Origin of the sequence: Mycobacterium dioxanotrophicus, assembly GCF_002157835.1 — a bacterium.
In the GTDB taxonomy this organism is placed as follows: Bacteria; Actinomycetota; Actinomycetes; order Mycobacteriales; family Mycobacteriaceae; genus Mycobacterium; species Mycobacterium dioxanotrophicus.
Genome location: NZ_CP020809.1, coordinates 5,384,219 through 5,401,274, shown reverse-complemented (window position 1 = coordinate 5,401,274; position 17,056 = coordinate 5,384,219). Strand labels below are relative to the sequence as shown.

Genomic DNA, 17,056 nt, shown 5'->3' with positions numbered 1-17,056 from the left:
GCAAGAGTGTCGGCGTCAGGCAGGAGTTGCTGACGACCTGCTGTCAGCCGAGCGGGCCGGGCTCAGCGCAGACGGCGCTTGATCCGGGAGAGCATCGCCGACATGCCGCGTAACCGCAGCGGGCTGATCAGTGCCGCCAGGCCTAGGTCGCTGTAGAAGTCGTCGGGCACCGCCAGGATGTCGGCCGCGGACTGTCCGTCGAGCCCGGCGGCGAGGATCGCCGCGAAGCCCCGCGTCGTGGGGGCCTCGGCGGGCGCGCTGAAGTACAGCCGGACGTGGTCGGGGTCGGACGCGTCGACGTCGAGGAACAACGGTGACTGGCACTCCGGCACCGGCTCCATCGCGGCTTCTTCGAGCTCAGGCGGCAGCGACGGCAACTCGTTGGCGAACTCCAGCAGTAGCTGCAGCTTGTCCTGGCCGGCCACTTCCTGGAAGTCCGAAACCACCTCCGCGAGAGCGGCCGGCATGCTCACTGTGCCGACCCCGGAGCTTCACCTGCATCGGGGCCGACCGCGACCGGTACCCGTACCGCGTTGCCCCACTCGGTCCACGAGCCGTCGTAGTTGCGGACGCCGGGCAGGCCGAGCAGATGCGTCAGGACGAACCAGGTGTGGCTGGAGCGTTCACCGATGCGGCAGTAGACGACCGTCTTGTCCTCGGGCGTGAGGAACCCGTAGAGCTCGGCGAGTTCGTCGCGACTGCGGAATTGACCGTTGTCCCTGGCTGCCTTGGCCCAGGGGATGGAGCGAGCCGTCGGGATGTGCCCGCCGCGCAACGCGCCTTCCTCCGGATAGTCGGGCATATGCGTGCGCTCGCCGGTGTATTCCTGCGGCGAGCGGACGTCGATCAGCGGCTGTTTGCCGAGGATGTCGAGCACGTCCTGCTTGTAGGCGCGGATCGGGGCGTCGTTGCGCTCGACCACCGGGTAGCCCGAGGTCTGCCGGTTGGGGACGTCCAGCGTCGTGTCGCGGCCGTGGGACACCCACAGGTCGCGGCCGCCGTCGAGCAGTCGCACGTCGGGATGACCGAACAGCGTGAACACCCACAGGGCGTAGGCCGCCCACCAGTTGCTCTTGTCGCCGTAGATCACCACGGTGTCATCGCGACCGATGCCCTTGCGGTCCATCAACTCGGCGAACTGTTCGCCCGTGATGTAGTCGCGGACATGGGGGTCGTTGAGGTCGGTGTGCCAGTCGATCTTCACCGCGCCCGGAATGTGGCCGGTGTCGTAGAGCAGCACGTCCTCGTCGGACTCGACGATGGCGAGCCCGGGCCTGCCCAGATTGCTGGCCAGCCAGTCGGCGGTGACCAAGCGTTCGGGGTGGGCGTAGTCGGTCAATGTGGGGCTGGGATCTGCAGGCAGCGGCACAACCATGAGCGTACCGCCGAGTGGGAAACCGCTGCTCGGCGGTGTGCCGGACGCCATTACGATCCGTCCATGGGGGTCGCGGTTCTGTGTCTGCTCATCGGTATCCCGCTCGGGCTGGTCATGCTGTGCAGGCCGAAGCAGATGTGACGGGCGACCCAGTCGTGGAAATACAAGAACCCCGAAGCCAACGAGCCCAGCGAGACCGGCTACGCGATGTCGGCCCTTGGCGGCCTCGCCGTGATCGCCGTCGCGATCGGCATGGCATCGCTGCTACCCCCGCCGGGTCTGGCAACGCCGTGCCGCATCTCGGTGCGACTCCGCGCCGCTAGCGCTGATCGGACAGCGTTGGGGTGCAGCCTATTACGGTGTTATCAGGCGGTGTACACGAATTCGTAGGCGACGGCGTAACGGCGCATGGCCTGGCCGGTGCGGCTGGTCATCTGAGAGGACCGGGTGCGGAACAGCGACCCGCCGTCCTGGCACCATGTGACCACCCGCAGCAGGCGTTTGCCCGGTGCGAGCTGCTTGGCGATGACGTCGGCGAATGCGGCGCGCAGCCGCTCCAGATCATAGGTCCCGATGTCGCGTGTCACGCGTACGTCCCACATCGTCTCTTCGACTGGCATGCGGCCAAGTGTCGACCCGCCGGAGCGCTTATCGGAGTCAACGCCCCGGCGCGCCGCCGCTGAAAAAGGTTGCAATTTGGTCACTGCGGATCGGCGTAATAGGCCCGGCGCCGTCTGCTCGGGACTGATTTGTCTGCTCCGGTGGTGAATCATGTTGGTACGCAAAGGTATTGCTCTTTCCACTGTCATCGCCAACTGTTGTCCAGATGGCGCAATGCGAAATCGACCGCTTGACTGTCCATCCCGTCCGACGCGTAGAGAACGTGAGCCGCGTTGTCGTTGCCGTCTACCGAGCAGATGGGGTCTCCGTTGGCGCACACGTCGACGGTCTTGTCCTTGTACAGCCGACCGATGGTGATCGGCGGCGCGCCAAACCGATTCAGGAAGTCGTTGGACGGCCTGCCGAACAGTGCCACCGCCGCGACGTGGTCGGCTACGCCGGCCGGCATCGGGCCGGTGATACCCGGCGGCGGGATGTATCCGGCGGGCACGGCATCGGAGGTGATGTAACCGATCACCGCTGCGCCTTGGGAGTAACCGCCGAGCACCATCTCGGTGGCCGGGCAGTTCGCGGCCATGTTCTGAACATGCGCGCTGGCATCGATGACGCCGTCGGCCGCGGTGGGGAAGTCCAAACTCGCGGGATAGTTCACCGCATAGACACCGAGGGAGCGTCCGCCCAGGCGCGTACGGAGCGAATCGACGAACGCCTGTCCGGTGTCGCCGACGCCCGGTGGTTCGTTGGTGCCCCGGGCGAACACGACCTCCACGTCGGGGCATGGCGCCGCGGCGGCCGTGGGCGTGCCGACCGGCAATCCCAGGATGGCCGAGGACGTCGCGGTGAGCACTGCGAGGGTGCGGCCAGATCGGGTCAGCTGAGTCTTGTTCATCGTGATGCCGGTCATGTCCGTCGCACCCGCCTTATGTCACTGCTGCATCCGCTCGAATCGCAATACCCGCTGGTGAGGCTGTCGAAACCAGTTCCATGTTTCCTTCGGCGGCATGCGGGTAATGGCGTCGTCGGCCCCGGAGTTTGACGCAGCCTGCCGTGGGTATCCACGTCCCAAAAAGAGGAGAGAGGCCCGATGAGTGCGGCGACATCCCGTCGAGCGGGAACGAGAGTTCGACTGTCCCACCACGTGATTCGGCTCGATGACGGACACCAGGTCGGTGTTTCCGTCGGCGGCAGGGGGGTACCGTTGGTTTTTCTGCACGGCTTGGGACTGAGCCGTCGGGCGTATCTCCGCATGCTCAGTCGTGTCGCCGGTCTCGGCTTCCTGGTTGTCGCCGTCGATACCGCCGGCCACGGGGATACGCATGATTTACCCTGTGACGCAGGGGAACTCAGCGACCGTACCGATCTGGTGATCCGAACCCTGGATGCGCTCGGCATCGACCGCGCGGTGTTTGCGGGGCATTCGATGGGTGGCAGGATGACGATCCACCTCGCGGCCACCGCGCCTGACCGGGTGATCGCGGCCATCCTCTTCGACGCTGCCGCGGGGTCTTCCTTCGACGCGGCCGTCGCGGCCGCGGTGCATTCACCGCGGCAGATATGGCGCGCCGTGTCCGGAGCTTTGACCGACTTGTACCGGGACCCGTTCTGGATGCAGATCGCGTCCGCCAGCAGGTACCTGCGGCTGCTGACCGCAGTCGCGATGGGCAGGCTGCTACCCCCGACGGGCCTTACCGGCGCGGCGCGGGCGATCCTGCAGTCGGGGGAATGTACTCCACTACTGCAGGTGATGCGCGAGCGTCGCATTCCGACGATGGTGGTGCACGGGGATGCCGACGCGATCGTGCCCTTCGAAAGTGCCTGCGACGTCGCGGATGACGCCAACGCCACGCTCTACCGGGTGCGCGACGCATGCCACTCCTGGCTGATCGCCAACCCCCGGCAGGCAGCCGATTCGATGCGTCGACTGCTCGAGGGTGCGTTGGGCGACGTCCTTCGCCAGTCCGGCGGCGAGTTGGGCATCAACGACTGGCGCGACGTCGAGGCGTGGGACCGGGCCCTGGTCGCACCGGACGCCCGGGTGCGGAAACTCAACGCGGACAACAACTTACTCGGTATCGACGTGCGTGAGCAGGTCGACATGGAACTGGTGCGCCGAGCCGAGAGACCCAGCGCTTCCCGGCGAAACGTTGCGGCGGTGGGCGAGTTGCTGAGACCGCGCGACGCCCGTACCGCGTGAGGTCATGCTGCCCGGCGTGCTCGCTCGCGCTGCCATCGGCCTGCGCCTCTCCTGACATGTCGAGCCAGCACCAGCCGGCCTGCGGCGGAGGTGATACCTCGGACGGCCCGCCCGAAACGCACGGTTTTGTTCGTCGAGGCCCGGGTATCCGCCGTCCTGATCGACAGAAGGGTTCGCATGGGTGTTCTCGCTACGCTCGCCGTGCCGCTGCAATGGGGTGCGGCCATCCGTCATCGGCGCGTGTTTCACCCTGACGGGATCCTGACGACCGGTTCGATCGCGCGGCTGGCACCCCACGGTGAGGGTCTCCCGATCGAAGACACAGAGCACGTCGTGGCCCGAATCTCGAAGGGAGTCGGCACCCCGGGACCCCTGCCCGACGTCATCGGACTGGCGATGCGGTTGCCTGCGCTACCCTTCGCGGCGACACCGTGGGACATTCTGCTGGCCTCGGCCGGAACCGGCACGGCCGCCAGGGTGCTGGGGGTCCGGCCGGTGCTCCGGTGGACGGGGCAGTCGATGTCCAGCCTCATGCCGCTGCGGTACGACGGTGGTGTCTGGTGGATCAGCGCTCGGATGGCCACGGGCGTAGGTACTTTCGGTGTGTCGCTGGCCAGTGTGCGGGAGCGCTTGCGCACCGACGGCATCGAGTTCGACATCGCCCAGGCTCGTGGTGCCGCGGCATTCCGGCCGTTGGCGAGGCTCACGGTGCGAGGAGTGACCGAAGCGGCCGAATCACGTGATGTCGCCTTTGATCCTGTCCGCCACACCACACCCGGGGTGCGGTTGATGCCGACGTGGCTGTCGACGTTCCGCGAGCAGGCCTACGAACGCAGTCGGCGCGGTAGGCACGCCGACTGAGAACGGTCGGCGGCCGTGACCGATGAACCGCGAAGGGGCCGGCGCTGCGCCGGCCCCCTGGGCTACGGTTACGTTGTCGCCGAATGCTGTTCGTGGGTGAACGGTTTGTCGCTGTGCACGGCGGGCGCGCCGTCGGGGTTGTTCTCGACGCCCTTGTTCGCCCGCATGGAGCTCCCCAGCCATTCTTCTGCCGGAGACTTGATGTATTTCCACTTCATGCCCTCGGGCCACGGCCCTTGACCCTGGTTCCACGGCCCCCGGACATCCCCGTCGCCGTTGGACATGTTGAAGGCCACGTTCTGGAAGCGGTCGTCGCCGGCCAGCGTGCCGGGCGGGAAGTTCACCGGCAGTTCGTTGAGTGCCGCAGTGAACTGCTGGAAGTGCGCGACTTCGCGAGTCATCAAGAACGTCAATGTGTCCTGTACGCCAGGGTCATCCGTGAACTGCTTGAGGTACTCATAGACGATCTTTGCGCGCGACTCCGCAGCGAGGTTGCTGCGCAGGTCCACTGAGGGATCGCCGTTGGCATTCACGTACGCACCCGACCACGGCACCCCGGCCGAGTTGCTCACATCGGGGCCGCCACCTGTGAGGGCAAAGTAGAGCGGGTTCACGGCAACCTGATGAATCGCCTGCTCTTTCCCGTCGGCACTGGCCACCGCCGGCATCCAGTCGCAGCGTTCGTTGGCCAACTTGAGGTCGTCGTTGCAACCGTCGAGCAACATCGTGATGGTGGCACCGACCATTTCGAGGTGACTCAGCTCCTCGGTGGCGATATCCATGAACAGGTCGTACATCTTGGGATTTTTCTGCCGGAGGATGAACGCCTGGGTGAAATACTGCATGGCAGCTTTCAATTCACCGTTTGCGCCGCCGAACTGCTCCTGCAAGATCGTGGCGAACCGCGGATCGGGCTGACTCACCCGCACTTCGAACTGCAGGTCTTTGTTGTGAACGAACACCGGTACTCCTTGGGCTGGCTCGGATTGATCCCGCTCGCATACCACGCGATATGCCGCACCAAACCCGGGACCGCCAAGTAGCCGGTCGCGATCAGACCGAAGCCGACGCCTTCCACAGCTCGGCGACCGACACCCCCGCCGCCGCCAACATGCGCCGCAGCAACGGCAGGCTCAGGCCGATCACGTTCGACGGATCACCTTCGATGCGGTCGATGAACCAGCCGCCCAGCCCGTCGAGCGTGAAACCGCCTGCCACGCCGAGAGGTTCCCCGGTGGCCAGGTAAGCCTCCAGATCCTCAGCCGTCGGAGTCGCGAAATGCACTGTGGTTACTGCAGTTTCGATGAGGCGATGGCTGACCGAGCCATTGCGCACCGTGATGACGGCGTGTCCGGTGTGCAGCTGGCCCGACTGCCCGGACATCGCCAGCCACTGCTCACGGGCCACCTCGGGCGTACCCGGCTTACCGCTCAGCCGGCCGCCCAGGAACAGCATGGAATCGCATCCGATCACCACACAGTCGGTGGCGACCGTGGCGGGCAGTCGGGTCACGACGTCGTCGGCCTTGGCTGCGGCCAGCTCACCCACCACCAGTCCCGGTGCGGCATCGCCCAACCCGGCGATGATCGCATCCTCATCGACACCCGAGACCACCACGAGCGGGGCGATGCCGGCTTGGCGCAGCACGCCCAGCCGGCCCGTCGACGCGGAACCCAGGACGACCCGGGTCATCGGTACCGCTTCTTCTTCGCGCAACCGCTCATCATCAGGCTGTTTGGCTCAGTGCCGGATGTGGGTCCGCTCCAACAACGTCACCCTCTGCCAGCTGAAGATCGAATACCGCAGCTTGTCCACCGGGTGGCCCCACAGATTGCGGTCACGCCGCACCGGTTCGGTGCCGCCACCACCGGCGGCACCCAGCACGGCCATCAACGCGGCCATGTCCTCGTCGGTCGGGTTGCCGCTCAGCACCTTGATGTGGGCTTCGTGGTCGACCTTGGCTTCCTCGGCCGGAGCTTCCACGGCCACTTCGTCCCCGCTCACAGTGGAATGTTCCCGTGCTTCTTCGGCGGCGTCTGGACGATCTTGCGCTCCAGCAGTCGCAGGGCGGTTCCGATGTATCCGCGGGTGTGCGACGGCGGGATCACCGCGTCTACGTAACCCCGCTCGGCGGCGATGTACGGGTTGACCAAGGTGTCCTCGTAGGTCTGCTGCAGTTCGAGGCGCAGGGCGTCAACATCCTTGCCCTCCTTGGCGGCCTCCTTGAGCTGCCCGCGGTAGACGAATCCGACCGCGCCGGACGCGCCCATGACCGCGATCTGCGCCGTCGGCCACGCCACGTTCACATCGCAGCCCATGTCCTTCGACCCCATCACGCAGTACGCGCCGCCGTAAGCCTTGCGGGTGATGACGGTGATCTTGGCGACCGTGGCTTCGCCGTAGGCGTAGAGCAGCTTGGCGCCGCGGCGGATGATGCCGTTGTATTCCTGATCGGTGCCGGGCAGGAAGCCGGGAACGTCGACCAGCATGACGATCGGGATGTTGAAGCAGTCGCAGGTGCGGACGAACCGCGCCGCCTTCTCCGAGGCGTTGATGTCGAGGCAGCCGGCGAACTGGGTGGGCTGGTTGGCGACGATGCCGACCGGGCGGCCCTCGATGCGACCGAACCCGATGATGATGTTCTGCGCGTAGCCGGCCTGGACCTCGAGGAACTCGTCGTCGTCGAGGATGCGCGAGATGACCTCGTGCATGTCGTACGGCTGGTTCGGGGAGTCCGGGATCAGGGTGTCGAGCTCTAGGTCCTCTTCGGTGAGGTTGTCCTCGATGGCCCCTTCCGGTGCCGGAGCCGGGTAGTGCGGCGGCTCCGCGTAGTTGTTCGGGGGCAGGTAGCTCAGCAGGTCACGGACGTAGTCGAAGGCGTCCTGTTCGCCCGAGGCGACGTAGTGCGCGGTACCCGACTTGGCCTCGTGCGTATGCGCACCGCCGAGCTCCTCCATGGTGACGTCCTCGCCGGTGACGGTCTTGATGACGTCAGGGCCGGTGATGAACATCTGGCTGGTCTGATCGACCATGACGATGAAGTCGGTCAGCGCGGGGGAGTAGACGTGGCCACCGGCAGCGGCGCCCATGATCAGCGAGATCTGCGGGATGACGCCCGAGGCCAGGATGTTGTTGCGGAAGATCTGGCTGTACAGGCCGAGGGAGACCACACCCTCCTGGATGCGGGCACCGGCGCCGTCGTTGATGCCGATCAGTGGCCGGCCGGTCTTGATGGCCAGCTCCTGCACCTTGACGATCTTCTCGCCGTAGACCTCACCGAGGCTGCCGCCGAACACCGTCGCGTCCTGGCTGAAGATGCAGACGTCGCGGCCGTCGATGGTGCCGTAGCCGGTCACCACGCCGTCGCCGAGCGGGCGGTTCTCGGCCAGGCCGAAATTGGTGCTGCGGTGCCGGGCCAGGGCGTCCAGCTCGACGAACGACCCCTCGTCGAGCAGCGCGTAGATGCGCTCCCGCGCCGTCAGCTTGCCCTTGGCGTGCACCTTCTCCACGGCGGCCTCGCCGACGGGGTGCAGCGTCTCTTCGGTGCGCTTGCGCAGGTCGGCAAGCTTGCCTGCGGTGGTGTGGATGTCCACCTGGTGCTCGGCTTGGGCTTCCGGCGGCTCGGTAACGCTCGTCATGGGTCACGATGCTATCGGTAACCCTAAGATACGTCTAAGAGAGGTGGACGTGGCGCGCGTCACTCTGTCCGGCTGTGTGTGCTGCGTGGGGACTGCCCGCAGTGCGCTGGGCATACGCTCTGGAGCATGACCACGGGGCCGGTTCTGCTGTCGGACCTGGGCACCGATCCCGCATCGGTGCTGCGTCTCGTCGCGCAGTTCGACGCGCTTGAGGAAGAAGAGGCCACCGCCGACGCGGCCGTGCGGTTTGCCGCGCTCGTCGCGCAGTGCCCGGTGGGCGTGCGGTGGCCGGGCGGGACCGTCGTCCGTTACGACGCGTCCGGACGGCCGGACCCCGTCGACCGCGGCGGACCACCCGTGTCAGATGGACTCGAGGCGGTCGTCTGGCTGGAACGTGACGGATCCGGACACCCCCTCGACGACGTACTGCTCGACCGGCTGCGCCGGGTGGTCCGTCGGGTCGCCGCCCGAACCGGCGTGAGTGGAACCCCGCATCTGGGCGACCCGGCCTTGCTCGAGGTCGTGCTGTCGGGCAAGGAGCACCGCGAAGACCGCGCTCGGGCCATCCGGCTGCTGGGACTCGACGAGAGCAGGCCGACATGCGTGCTGGCGACGTCGGGGCATTCGCCGCCCGAGACCGTGCGCCTCATCACCGGCGAGCTGCCCGTGCCGACGGTGCGCTCGGCGGTCATCGGGAATGCGACAGCCATCCTCTGCCAAGGGTCCTTCGACATGCGAGAGCTCTCGGATCGTCTCGAGCGCGTCGTCGTCGAGCATTTTCCGGCGGTGGTGAACACGCACACCGCAGCGGGGCCCTGGGTGGGAATCGGCTCCGTGGGAAACGCATTCGGCGCGTCGACCTCGTGGCACGAAGCCGTGCGCGCGTTGCGGTTCGCGTCGTCGACGGGATTCGGCAGGCGCGTGGTCGCCTACGAACGGCTCAGCTCGCTCGAGCTCTTGGCCGACCTTCCGATCGACCGGGTGCGGCGTAATCGAGATGTGGCCCGGATCAACGAGATTGCGTCAACGCCCGCGGGCGAGCTGGACGTGGAGACCACCGAGGCCTTCTTCGTCTACGGGTCACTGCGACGGACCGCCACCGAACTGCACGTGCACCACAGCACGGTCGCGGCCCGGTTGGCGAGGATCCAGGCCAGGATGGGATGGGATTTCGAAGATCCGGTGGACCGCTTCCGGGGCACGTTGGTGCTCATGGTTCGGCGGATCGCGCTGTCGTCGGCCGAGCTCGCCGACGCCGACCTGCTCTAGACGCGACTGTCGGGCGGATTGGCCGAATCGGCCGACACACGTCTGGTGACCCCCGTCACCGTATTGACCAAGATTGCGGTGCAGCCCAGTACAGCTCACCCAACAAGGAGGCCTCGTGGCCATCATCGATCCGACCCGCACCTGGGAACCCCTTGAGAAGCGTCTCGCCGCGACCACCAACGAACGCCACCGGGTCGTCCTGCAGACCGTCATCGACCACATGAAGGCCGAGCGCAACGCCGACCTCGACGCGTTGATGGCGACCGTAGCCCCGAACCCCGAATACCACTTCTGGAGCTCCGGCACCGACGATTTCGGCCCCAAGGGCTTCGACGTGGTCCGCGGCTACTACGCCGATTTCGTCGCCAGCCGCACCAATGTCCTGGAGTTCGAGGTGACCCGGCTGATCGTCGACGACAATTCCCTGGTGACCGAGGGCCTGCTCAAGCAGATCTACCCCGGCGCCGCAGCGGCGGCCATCGGCATCCCCGTCGACGACGAATCCGCCGATTACCTCGTGGTGTTCCGCCAGCTGCTGGTGTGGCCGATCGACGAGAACGGACTGGTGCTGGGCGAGGACTCCTACTGCCCGGGTGTGATCAGCGTGACCAAGCTCTCCGCCGAGGATCTGCCGCAGGCCTACGTCGACATGATGGCTGCCCCGGCCTGATGACAGAGCCGATGCGTGACAACGTGGCGGACATGCTGCTCGACCGGGTGGGCGATGAGCGGCTCGGCCTGCGCACCCGGGAACAGGACTGGACCTGGGACCAGGTCGTGGCCGAATCGGCCGCTCGCGGCGCCCTGGCCCAGTCGCTGCGCCGCGACGGGCCCTTTCACATCGGTGTGCTGCTGGAGAACGTGCCCGACTTTCTGTTCTGGCTGGGTGGCGCCGCGCTCGTCGGGGCCACCGTCGTCGGTATCAACCCGACTCGCGGCGCCGCCGAGCTGCAAGCCGAAATCCGGTTTGCCGATTGCCAATTGATCGTCACCGACACCGCGGGTGGGCAGCGGCTGAGTGGCCTGGACCTCGGCTTGGACACCGGCCGGTTCCTGGTCGTCGACACCGACGAGTACCGCGACGCCGTCGCCGCGCATCACGTGGTGCCCACGGTCGCCGCAGGCGTCGATGCGGGAACGCTGATGCTGCTGCTGTTCACCTCCGGCACCACAGGGGCATCCAAGGCGGTCAAGTGCAGCCAGGGCCGGCTGGCGATGATCGCCTACGCCGCGGCAGACAAGTTCGGCCATGTCCGCGACGACGTCGAGTACTGCTGCATGCCGCTGTTCCATGGCAACGCGATCATGGCGCTGTGGGCGCCTGCGCTGTCCGTAGGCGCCACGATATGCCTGACTCGGGCGTTCTCGGCGTCGGGATTCCTGCCCGACGTCCGGTACTTCGGCGCGACGTTCTTCACCTACGTCGGAAAGGCCCTTGGCTACCTCATGGCGACCGAGGAACAGCCCGACGACGCCGACAACACGCTGCAGCGCGGCTTCGGCACCGAGGCATCACCTGACGACCAGGCCGAGTTCCGGCGTCGCTTCGACGCCGAACTCTTCGAGGGATACGGATCGAGCGAGGGCGGCGGTGCGGTCGCGATCGCGCCCGACGCGCCCGCCGGAGCGTTGGGCAGGCCCGCGCATCCCGGTGTCGCGATCGTCGATCCCGAAACGCTCAACGATTGCGCGCCGGCAGTTTTCGATGAGCACGGCCGAGTGCTCAATCCGGATGACGCGGTCGGCGAGATCGTCGACAAATTCGGCACCCGCACCTTCGAGGGCTACTACAAGAACGACGAAGCCAACGCCGAACGCATCCGCAACGGTTGGTACTGGACCGGCGATCTCGGGTATCTCGACGAGCAGGGCTTCATCTACTTCGCCGGCAGGCGCGGTGACTGGATCCGGGTCGACGGCGAGAACACCTCGGCCTTGACCATCGAGCGGGTGCTGCGCCGGCACTCCGACGTGGTGGCCGCCGGCGTGTACGCCGTGCCAGATCCGCGCTCGGGAGACCAGGTGATGGCGGCCGTCGAGGTGGCCGATCCGTCGACGTTCGATACCGCCGAATTCGCCGCGTACCTCACCGGGCAGGCCGACCTCGGGGTCAAGGGCGTGCCGCGGTTCCTGCGGCTGTCGAAGAACCTGCCCGTCACGGGATCCAACAAAGTTCTCAAACGCGAACTGCAACAACAGCGTTGGCACACCGACGAGCCGGTGTACCGGTGGGTGGGACGGGGCGCGCCGGTGTATGAGGCCATGAGCGACGATGCCAAGCGCGCGCTGGACGCCGAGTTCGCGCAGTACGGGAGGCAGCGTTACCTATGACGACGTGGGACGAAGACTGTGATGTGCTGGTCGCCGGATCCGGTGGCGGAGGGGTCACCGGCGCGTACACCGCTGCGCGCGAGGGCCTCGACGTGATCCTGGTGGAGGCCACCGACAAATTCGGTGGCACCACAGCGTATTCCGGCGGCGGGGGAGTCTGGTTCCCGCGCAACCCGGTACTGCAGCGGGACGGCACCGACGACACCATCGAGGACGCGCTGGAGTACTACCACGCCGTCGTCGGGGACCGCACCCCACGGGAGCTGCAGGATGTATACGTACGCGGCGGCGCCGGCCTCATCGAATACCTCGAGGCCGACGACAACCTGAAATTCGCGGCGTTGCCGTGGCCCGACTACTTCGGCAAGGCGCCGAAGGCACGTGCCGACGGGCAGCGGCACATCGCGGCACGCCCACTCAAGGTGGCCAAGGCGCCGCACCTGCGGGAGTTGGTGCGCGGCCCGCTGGACGCCGACCGCCTGGGCGCCACGCAGCCCGACGACTATTTCATCGGTGGGCGCGCTCTGATCGCCCGGTTCCTGAAAGCCATCGAGCAGCACCCGAACGCGGTGTTGCGGCTCAACACGGCCCTGGTCGAACTGGTCCGGTCCGACGGCCGCGTGACCGGCGCCGTCGTCGAGTCCGACGGCGTGCGCCGGGCTATCCGGGCGCGCCGCGGTGTGCTGCTCGCCGCGGGCGGATTCGAGAGCAACGATGCATTGCGGGCCCGCTACGGCGTGCCCGGTACCGCGCGGGACACCATGGGGCCGTGGGGAAATCGCGGCCAGGCCCACGAAGCAGGCATCGCCGTGGGCGCCGACGTCGACCTGATGGACCAGGCCTGGTGGTCACCTGGACTGACCCACCCGGACGGCCGGTCGGCGTTCGCCCTGTGGTTCACCGGCGGCATCTTCGTCGACCAGAACGGATGTCGGTTCGTCAACGAGTCGGCGGCCTATGACCGGATCGGTCGCGCCGTGCTGCAGCGGCTCGCCGACGGCGCGATGACGCTGCCGTTCTGGATGGTCTACGACGACAAAGAAGGACTCGTGCCGCCCATCAAGGCCACCAATGTCTCACTGCTCCAACAGAATCGCTACGTCGAGGCCGGGCTGTGGCACACCGCGGACACGCTCGCCGAGCTCGCCGAGAAGATCGGCGTGCCGGGCGAGGCGCTCACCGCCACCGTCGAGCGGTTCAACACGTTCGTCGCCAGTGGCGTCGACGAGGACTTCGGCCGCGGCGACGAACCGTATGACCGGGCCTTCTCCGGAGGTGCTTCGCCACTGGTGGCCATCGACCGAGGACCGTTTCACGCCGCCGCGTTCGGAGTGTCCGATCTGGGCACCAAAGGCGGGTTGCGCACCGACACCGCCGCGCGGGTGCTCGACACCACGGGCGCTGTGATCGACGGTCTGTACGCGGCGGGCAACACGATGGCCGCTCCCAGCGGCACCGCCTACCCGGGCGGCGGAAATCCGATCGGCACCAGCATGCTGTTCAGCCACCTGGCGGTCAAAGACATGCTAGGCAGGAATGTGGGAGATGCGATGAGCGCTTGCGCGAAGAACCGAGGAATCTGCCATGAGTGACATCCGTGAAATCGATGCAGGCACACCGATGACCCGGTACGCCCGAGGTTGGCACTGCCTGGGCCTGGCCGAGAATTTCCGCGACGGGCAGCCGCACGGTATCGAGGCATTCGGCACCAAGCTCGTGGTGTACGCCGACTCGGCCGGTGCACTGCACGTACTCGATTCGTACTGCCGGCACATGGGCGGTGACCTGTCGATGGGAACGGTCAAGGACGACAACCTGGCCTGCCCGTTCCACGACTGGCGGTGGGGTGGCGACGGCAAGTGCAAGCTGGTGCCCTATGCCAAACGCACGCCGCGCCTGGCACGTACGCGCAGCTGGCCGGTCCACGAGGTCAACGGTCAGTTGCTGGTGTGGCACGACCCCGAGGGGTCGACCCCGCCGACGGAGCTGCTTCCACCGACCATCGATGGCTACCACGAGGGCATCTGGTCGCCGTGGCAATGGAATTCGATCCTCATCGAGGGATCGAACTGCCGCGAGATCGTGGACAACAACGTCGACATGGCGCACTTCTTCTACATCCACCACGCCTACCCGACGTTCTTCAAGAACGTCATCGAAGGCCACACCGCCAGTCAGTTCATGGAATCGAAGCCACGTCCCGACTACGCCACCCGAGAACTCTGGGACGGCACCTACTTGCGTTCCGAGGCAACGTATTTCGGGCCCGCTTACATGATCAACTGGCTGCACAACGATCTCGCACCGCAATTCACGGTCGAGATCGCCCTCATCAACTGCCACTACCCGGTCACCCACGACTCGTTCGTGCTGCAGTGGGGCGTCGCGGTCCAGCGCAATCCCGGACTGCCACCGGAGAAGGCCGAGAAGCTCGCGGCCACGATGAGCCGCACCTTCGGCGACGGCTTCATGGAGGACGTCGAGATCTGGAAGAACAAGACCCGCATCGAGAATCCACTGCTCACCGAGGAGGACGGCCCGGTCTATCAGCATCGCCGTTGGTACGAGCAGTTTTACGTCGACCTCGCCGACGTCCAGCCGGACATGACAGCGCGCTTCGAGCAGGAGGTCGACACCACCCACGCCAACGACCTCTGGCAGCAGGAAGTCGCCGAGAACATGGCGGCGAAGGCGAGTACTACCGCCGGTTGACGTCGGCTTGGCCGTAAGCTGACCGCGATGAACACCAGGCCACCACTGGACGTGACGGTGCTGCGCGACGGGCTGGCCGGCCTGCCGTGGCGGCGCGTCGACGTCGTCGAGGAAACCGGATCCACCAACGCCGACCTGCTGGCCAGGGCTGCTGCCGGTGAGGACATCGCAGGCAGCGTGTTGTTCGCCGAATATCAGAGCGAAGGCCGCGGCAGGCACGGCAGACACTGGTCGGCGCCGGCGCGCTCACAACTGTCGGTGTCGGTCGGCGTGGACGCCTCCGGGTTCCCCGTCGAAACGTGGGGCTGGCTGCCGCTGGCGACCGGCGTCGCCGTCGTCGACGCGGTCGCCGAGGTCACCGGCGTGCGCGTCGGCCTCAAATGGCCCAACGATGTGCTGGTCGGTCCCGACGGCGGCAAACTGGCAGGCATCCTGTCCGAGGTGGCGTCGCCGTCCCAGGTCATCGTGGTCGGACTCGGCCTGAACGCGACCATGACCGCCGAAGAGGCCCCCGACCCACGGGCCACGTCGCTGACGCAACTCGGTGCCGCCACGGTGGATCGCAACCCGTTGGCACAGGTGCTGCTTCGGCACCTGGCTGCACGCATCGATGCGTGGCGCCGCGGCGATTCCACCTTGGCCGGCGACTATCTGAGTCGCAGCGTGACCGTCGGCACCCGGGTCCGTGCCATCATGCCCGGCGATCAGACCGTGGTCGGCGTCGCCGAGGCGATCGACGAGCTGGGCCGGCTGGTCATCGACACGGGCAGCGAGCAGGTGACGGTGTCCGCCGGTGACATCACCCATCTCCGTCCCGACGAACCGTAGGGTGCTGCCGTGGGTTACCCGCACAACGTGCTGGCCAACGACGAGCAGGTGGTCCTGCACCGACACCCGCACTGGAAGCGCCTGATCGGCGCGGTGGTGGTGCTGGTGCTCGCCAGCGCGGTCGCTGCGTTCGCGGCCGCGGTGGTCAACACCACCGACTGGCAGTCGACCGCCAAGAATGTGTTGTTCATCGTGATCGGCGCGATCTGGTTGATCGTCGTCGGCTGGCTGACGGTCTGGCCGTTTCTGAACTGGTGGACCACCCACTTCGTCATCACCGATCGACGGGTGATGTATCGCCACGGCGTACTGACCCGCGCAGGCATCGACATTCCGCTGGCACGGATCAACAGTGTCGAATTCCGGCACGGCCTGAGCGATCGGCTGCTGCGCACCGGAACGCTGATCATCGAATCGGCGTCACAGGATCCGCTGGAGTTCCACGACATTCCCCGCGTGGAGCGGGTGCACTCACTGCTGTATCACGAAGTTTTCGACACCCTGGGCTCCGAGGAGTCCCCGAGCTGACGGTTGCGCCGGCCGGGCCGACGTAACGGAGTGACAGTGCTCGTCTGTCGCTGATGCTCCGCGTGATCTTCGAACGCTTCGGCGATACCACCACCGGTGAAGGTGGACTCCAGCGCCAGTTCGGGGTTGTCGACGAACTCGTCGGGGAACACCCAGCGACGGAACGCCCAGAAACGGAAGGCCATCTGCAGCAGGTTGCCCAGGATGTAGGCCGAGATGAAGTCGGCGATGTTCTCGACCGTCAAGGAGACTTCCGGCACCCGCAACCCCAGCACGTAACTGGAGAAATACAGCGGGAGCATCGACAACAGGACGCCAACACCACTGAACGCGAAGAACAGCAGCGCTTCGTGGTGGCGTTCCCGGCCGCCGCGGTTCTGGAAGCTCCATTCGCGGTTGAGAATGTAGGACGCGATCACCGCGACGATGCCCGCGATGATCTTCGCAGTGACCGGTTTGGGCTCCAACACCGTGAGCTTGAGGGTGTAGAAAATCGCCGAGTCGATGACGAACGTCGTCGCCCCGACGATCGCGAACTTGATCAGTTCGTGATGACGTTCGGCGAACGGACGGACGAATCGCGGTAGTCGTGCGATCGTCGCATCGGCAAAGGACACAACTACGCAGTGTACGTAAACAACCTGTCACTTGCCGCATCGTTGCCTGCCGCCAAGCCTTAACAGCAGGTCAATGCGGTGG

The 17,056-nt window shown here is 66.5% G+C and carries 19 protein-coding genes and 1 pseudogene; 10 read left to right on the top strand and 10 right to left on the bottom strand.

The features are described from left to right. Positions 1 to 62: 62 nt before the first annotated feature. Both BTO20_RS26290 and BTO20_RS26285 read right to left on the bottom strand, forming a co-directional pair. Entirely contained in the window at positions 63 to 467 is a 405-nt protein-coding gene (locus BTO20_RS26290; RefSeq protein WP_087078944.1) for a SufE family protein, read from the bottom strand. Positions 468 to 469: 2 nt separating this feature from the next. After that, a complete protein-coding gene (locus BTO20_RS26285) occupies positions 470 to 1,369 on the bottom strand; it encodes a sulfurtransferase (RefSeq protein ID WP_087082703.1) in 900 nt (299 codons plus the stop codon). Between the two features lie 165 nt (positions 1,370 to 1,534). Between BTO20_RS26285 and BTO20_RS41400 the strand changes: the two are divergent. After that, a pseudogene (locus BTO20_RS41400) lies at positions 1,535 to 1,765 on the top strand (hypothetical protein); the annotation flags it as partial. Here BTO20_RS41400 and BTO20_RS26275 read toward each other — a convergent pair. The 3 genes from BTO20_RS26275 to BTO20_RS40710 form a co-directional block, all read right to left on the bottom strand. Then, the gene (locus BTO20_RS26275; RefSeq protein ID WP_232490855.1) at positions 1,741 to 1,995 is read right to left on the bottom strand and encodes a hypothetical protein; all 255 of its coding nucleotides are present in this window, start codon (positions 1,993 to 1,995) and stop codon (positions 1,741 to 1,743) included. The pseudogene BTO20_RS41400 and the gene BTO20_RS26275 overlap by 25 nt on opposite strands. Positions 1,996 to 2,180: 185 nt before the next feature. Beyond that, complete coding sequence (locus BTO20_RS26270; protein ID WP_232490854.1) at positions 2,181 to 2,900, bottom strand: cutinase family protein; 720 nt, start codon at positions 2,898 to 2,900, stop codon at positions 2,181 to 2,183. A 21-nt stretch (positions 2,901 to 2,921) separates the two neighbouring features. Further along, on the bottom strand, positions 2,922 to 3,314 hold the full coding sequence (locus tag BTO20_RS40710; protein ID WP_232491326.1) for a hypothetical protein: 393 nt from the start codon (positions 3,312 to 3,314) through the stop codon (positions 2,922 to 2,924). Here BTO20_RS40710 and BTO20_RS26265 point away from each other — a divergent pair. Both BTO20_RS26265 and BTO20_RS26260 read left to right on the top strand, forming a co-directional pair. Continuing rightward, positions 3,243 to 4,190 (top strand): alpha/beta fold hydrolase, encoded by a 948-nt coding sequence (locus tag BTO20_RS26265; RefSeq protein WP_232490853.1) that lies wholly within the window; start codon positions 3,243 to 3,245, stop codon positions 4,188 to 4,190. The two genes, BTO20_RS40710 and BTO20_RS26265, sit on opposite strands and share 72 nt — an antisense overlap. A 177-nt stretch (positions 4,191 to 4,367) precedes the next feature. After that, positions 4,368 to 5,051 carry a hypothetical protein gene (locus tag BTO20_RS26260; protein WP_087078941.1) on the top strand — a complete coding sequence of 228 codons (684 nt, stop codon included), beginning with the start codon at positions 4,368 to 4,370 and terminating at the stop codon, positions 5,049 to 5,051. A gap of 68 nt (positions 5,052 to 5,119) precedes the next feature. Here the strand turns inward: BTO20_RS26260 and BTO20_RS26255 are convergent, their stop codons facing one another. The 4 genes from BTO20_RS26255 to BTO20_RS26240 all read right to left on the bottom strand — a co-directional run bounded on the left by BTO20_RS26255 (position 5,120) and on the right by BTO20_RS26240 (position 8,689). Beyond that, positions 5,120 to 6,013 carry a manganese catalase family protein gene (locus BTO20_RS26255; protein ID WP_087078940.1) on the bottom strand — a complete coding sequence of 298 codons (894 nt, stop codon included), beginning with the start codon at positions 6,011 to 6,013 and terminating at the stop codon, positions 5,120 to 5,122. A 91-nt stretch (positions 6,014 to 6,104) separates the two neighbouring features. Continuing rightward, a complete protein-coding gene (locus tag BTO20_RS26250) occupies positions 6,105 to 6,743 on the bottom strand; it encodes a Maf family protein (protein WP_087078939.1) in 639 nt (212 codons plus the stop codon). Between the two features lie 48 nt (positions 6,744 to 6,791). Then, the gene (locus tag BTO20_RS26245) at positions 6,792 to 7,055 is read right to left on the bottom strand and encodes an acyl-CoA carboxylase subunit epsilon (RefSeq protein WP_087078938.1); all 264 of its coding nucleotides are present in this window, start codon (positions 7,053 to 7,055) and stop codon (positions 6,792 to 6,794) included. Further along, positions 7,052 to 8,689: an acyl-CoA carboxylase subunit beta gene (locus tag BTO20_RS26240; protein ID WP_087078937.1), complete on the bottom strand. Its 1,638-nt coding sequence runs from the start codon at positions 8,687 to 8,689 to the stop codon at positions 7,052 to 7,054. Before BTO20_RS26240 ends, BTO20_RS26245 begins: the two co-directional genes overlap by 4 nt. 126 nt (positions 8,690 to 8,815) lie before the next feature. On the opposite strand from BTO20_RS26240, the gene BTO20_RS26235 reads away from it, so the two are divergent. The 7 genes from BTO20_RS26235 to BTO20_RS26205 all read left to right on the top strand — a co-directional run bounded on the left by BTO20_RS26235 (position 8,816) and on the right by BTO20_RS26205 (position 16,357). Beyond that, positions 8,816 to 9,958, top strand: a complete 1,143-nt coding sequence (locus tag BTO20_RS26235) for a PucR family transcriptional regulator (RefSeq protein ID WP_087078936.1) — start codon at positions 8,816 to 8,818, stop codon at positions 9,956 to 9,958. A 115-nt stretch (positions 9,959 to 10,073) separates the two neighbouring features. Next, complete coding sequence (locus BTO20_RS26230) at positions 10,074 to 10,628, top strand: nuclear transport factor 2 family protein (RefSeq protein ID WP_087078935.1); 555 nt, start codon at positions 10,074 to 10,076, stop codon at positions 10,626 to 10,628. An 11-nt stretch (positions 10,629 to 10,639) separates the two neighbouring features. Then, a complete protein-coding gene (locus BTO20_RS26225) occupies positions 10,640 to 12,289 on the top strand; it encodes an AMP-binding protein (RefSeq protein ID WP_087082696.1) in 1,650 nt (549 codons plus the stop codon). Further along, positions 12,286 to 13,881 (top strand): FAD-binding protein, encoded by a 1,596-nt coding sequence (locus BTO20_RS26220; protein ID WP_087078934.1) that lies wholly within the window; start codon positions 12,286 to 12,288, stop codon positions 13,879 to 13,881. Before BTO20_RS26225 ends, BTO20_RS26220 begins: the two co-directional genes overlap by 4 nt. Next, on the top strand, positions 13,874 to 15,001 hold the full coding sequence (locus BTO20_RS26215) for a Rieske 2Fe-2S domain-containing protein (RefSeq protein ID WP_087078933.1): 1,128 nt from the start codon (positions 13,874 to 13,876) through the stop codon (positions 14,999 to 15,001). The genes BTO20_RS26220 and BTO20_RS26215 overlap by 8 nt, the downstream gene beginning before the upstream one ends. 27 nt (positions 15,002 to 15,028) lie before the next feature. Further along, positions 15,029 to 15,829 (top strand): biotin--[acetyl-CoA-carboxylase] ligase, encoded by an 801-nt coding sequence (locus BTO20_RS26210; protein WP_087078932.1) that lies wholly within the window; start codon positions 15,029 to 15,031, stop codon positions 15,827 to 15,829. A 9-nt stretch (positions 15,830 to 15,838) separates the two neighbouring features. Beyond that, entirely contained in the window at positions 15,839 to 16,357 is a 519-nt protein-coding gene (locus BTO20_RS26205) for a PH domain-containing protein (RefSeq protein ID WP_087078931.1), read from the top strand. On the opposite strand, the gene BTO20_RS26200 is transcribed toward BTO20_RS26205, so the two are convergent. Beyond that, positions 16,312 to 16,974, bottom strand: coding sequence for a GtrA family protein (locus tag BTO20_RS26200; RefSeq protein WP_087078930.1), 663 nt, complete (start codon positions 16,972 to 16,974; stop codon positions 16,312 to 16,314). The two genes, BTO20_RS26205 and BTO20_RS26200, sit on opposite strands and share 46 nt — an antisense overlap. Between the last annotated feature and the right edge of the window lie 82 nt (positions 16,975 to 17,056).